Annotated in this window: 1 protein-coding gene and 1 pseudogene; both read right to left on the bottom strand. The window is 66.4% G+C overall.

The window, feature by feature from the left end; translation table 11 throughout:
- Positions 1-132: 132 nt before the first annotated feature.
- Positions 133-1,767 carry an HAD-IC family P-type ATPase gene (locus ACTWQD_RS18350; RefSeq protein ID WP_443197550.1) on the bottom strand — a complete coding sequence of 545 codons (1,635 nt, stop codon included), beginning with the start codon at positions 1,765-1,767 and terminating at the stop codon, positions 133-135.
- Between the two features lie 121 nt (positions 1,768-1,888).
- A pseudogene (locus ACTWQD_RS18345) lies at positions 1,889-2,371 on the bottom strand (P-type ATPase); the annotation flags it as partial.
- Between the last annotated feature and the right edge of the window lie 368 nt (positions 2,372-2,739).

Below are 2,739 nucleotides of genomic sequence, written 5' to 3'. Positions count from 1 at the left end.
AAGACCCACAGCGCCGATGGTACTGCACCCGGGAGGGTGTGGGAGAGTAGGTCACCGCCGGAACATCATTAGGTCGAGGACCCCAACCACCAGGTTGGGGTCCTCCCGCATTTAAAACACCCACCACCACTTTTACGGTCCCTGGAATCTCCGGGCGTGAAGCCATGCCAGGCACTCCACTGCCAGCCCGCCAACAACCGCCGAGACACCCGCGGCCAGCAGCAGGTCTGCCGGCGGCAGCGCCAGCTCGAGGAAGTCCCGGACGGGCGGGACGCTGAGCAGGAGCACGAGGCAGGCGAACATTGCGAGCACCACCGCCAGCTTCTTCCCATCCAGGGGACGTGCCACCACCGCGAGAATCCACAGGCCCAGTGCCGACAGCGTCAGCACTGATGCTGACTGCAGCGACGCCGCAGCCGCTTCCGGTGCCGCCGCCGCTGCGCGCGACGCTGCGTAAAGGTTCAGCCCCAGCAGCGACGCGGTGACAATGAGCCCGGCAGGGATTGCGAAGGATAGGGACCTGCGCAGGAATCCGGGCCGGTAGCGGGTGGCGTTGGCCATCAGCGCGAGGAAGAAGGACGGTATTCCGATGGTCAGGCCGTCGGTGAACGAGAGCTGGCGCGGCAGGAAAGGAAACTGGAGGGAGAGGAGCCCGAAGCTAACAGCGATGGCGATCGAGTAGGCCGTTTTGCTGAGGAACAGCTTGGAGACCCTCTCGATGTTGGCGATGACCCGCCTCCCCTCGGCCACCACGGCGGGCAGCCGCTCAAACCGGCCATCCAGCAGCACCAGCCGGGCCACGGCTTTTGTGGCGGCTGCCGCGGAGTTCATGGCGATGCCAAGGTCGGCCTCTTTCAAGGCCAAGACGTCATTGGCGCCGTCCCCAGTCATGGCAACGGTGTGCCCGCGCCGTTGGAGTGCCGCCACCATGTCCCGTTTCTGGTCCGGGCTCACGCGGCCGAACACGGCGTGCGCGCCCATCACCTCTTCCAGCCGGACCGGGTCCGCCGGCAGCGTCCTAGCGTCATAGCCCTCCCCGGCGTCCAGGCCCACGCTGCGCGCAATCGCGGCCACCGTCCGGGGGTTGTCCCCCGAGATGATTTTCACGTCCACGCCCTCGTCGCGGAAGTAGTCCAGCGTCCGCCGGGCATCGGGGCGGATTTGTTCCCGGAATGTGAGCACAACAACGGGTGTCACCGCTGCCGGCAACGTGGGGTTCTCTGGTGTGATGCTGGCGCCGGCTGCATAGGCCAGAATCACGGTCCGCAAGCCGGATTCGGCGAGACGGCCAGCCCTGTCCAGTGCCGCACTGCCAGCAGGTCCCGCGCCGCCGTCGGCTCCCGACGCCAGCACAATTTCCGGGGCGCCAAGAATCCAGGAGCCAGAGCCGGGGCTCCCGCCGTCGAACGTCACCGAACTCCATTTGCGGGCGGACGAAAACGGAACCGATGAGACCGCCGGACAGCCGCCGTCGTGCTCAAAGAACGCTCTAAGGCACCGGGACGTCGCATTCGCCTCGGGGTCCGCCCCGAACCAGCCAAGAGCGTGCTCCCATCCACGCTCTGCCGGCTCGGCCAGCTCGTGCACGCCGTCGAAGATGATGCCGCCCTCGGTGAGCGTGCCGGTCTTGTCGAGGCAGAGGACATCGACGCGCGCCAGGCCCTCCACCGCCGCGAGTTCCTGGATAAGCACCTTGTTGCCTGCCAGCCGCACCCCGCCCACGGCGAACGCAACACTCGAGAGCAGAACCAGGCCCAGCGGGATCATGGCTATGACACTCGCGATCACACCAACCAGGGCGTCTGCCCCACGCGCCGCTGGCGATCGCCTCCTGCCAACCGCCCCGGGACTGCATCTCACCGTTGGCGACAATGAGGGCAACCGGCAGCAGCGCCCACGCGAGCCAGCCGAGAATGCGGTCGAGGCTGTTCCGGATCTCCGAGTTGACCAGCGAGAATCTCTTAGCGCCGGCAGCGATCCGGCTCGAGAACGATTCAGCGCCCACCCGGATCACCCGGGCTGTGCCCCGGCCGGCCACCATGATTGAGCCGGACAGCACTTCCGCCCCTGCGTCCTTGTCCACGGAATCCGACTCACCGGTGAGGAGGGATTCATCAGCTTCCAGCCCCCTGCTGTCCAGCACCGTGGCATCGGCGGTGACCTGGTCGCCGGCCCGGAGGATCAGGACGTCGTCAAGCACGACGTCGGCGGTCGGGATCTCCCGCACAGAACCGTCGCGGAGGACCCGGGCCAGCGGAGCCTCGAGGACGGCGAGCCGGTCCAGCGACCGTTTGGCGCGGTATTCCTGGACCACCCCGATGACGGCGTTGCCCACAGCTGCCACGCCAAAGAGCGCATCCTGCAGCTGCATAGGAGTAGCAGGAGACAAAGCTGGCGCAACCTGGCCGGTGTCTCCGGCGATCAGCCATCACTCCCTGATGGCAACCGCACAGTCCCTGGCCCGCCGGTGATGCACCTCACGGGCCGGCTTTTCAGATTTCGGGTCTCCTGTGGAGGCTGTGGGGATGGGGGTTCGTTGTGGTGGCGGGGTTTTTGGGGGGTGGTGGGGTGGTGTTGGGGGTGGATTTGTTTTGGTGGTGGTTCGTGTGTAGAGTTATTCGAGTCGCCGCCGCTGATGCGGAGAGAGTGCGACCGACCCCCTTCTGAATGGCCTGAAATATGGTTCGCTGTTGAGCGTGCCGGAGTAGGGTGGGGATCCTCTTGTGGGGCTGTGAATCG

The sequence above is a fragment of the Pseudarthrobacter sp. 1C304 genome (assembly GCF_052245515.1).
In the GTDB taxonomy this organism is placed as follows: domain Bacteria; phylum Actinomycetota; class Actinomycetes; order Actinomycetales; family Micrococcaceae; genus Arthrobacter.
The sequence above is the reverse complement of the archived record's forward strand: the minus strand, read 5'-3'. Positions and strand labels throughout refer to the sequence as shown.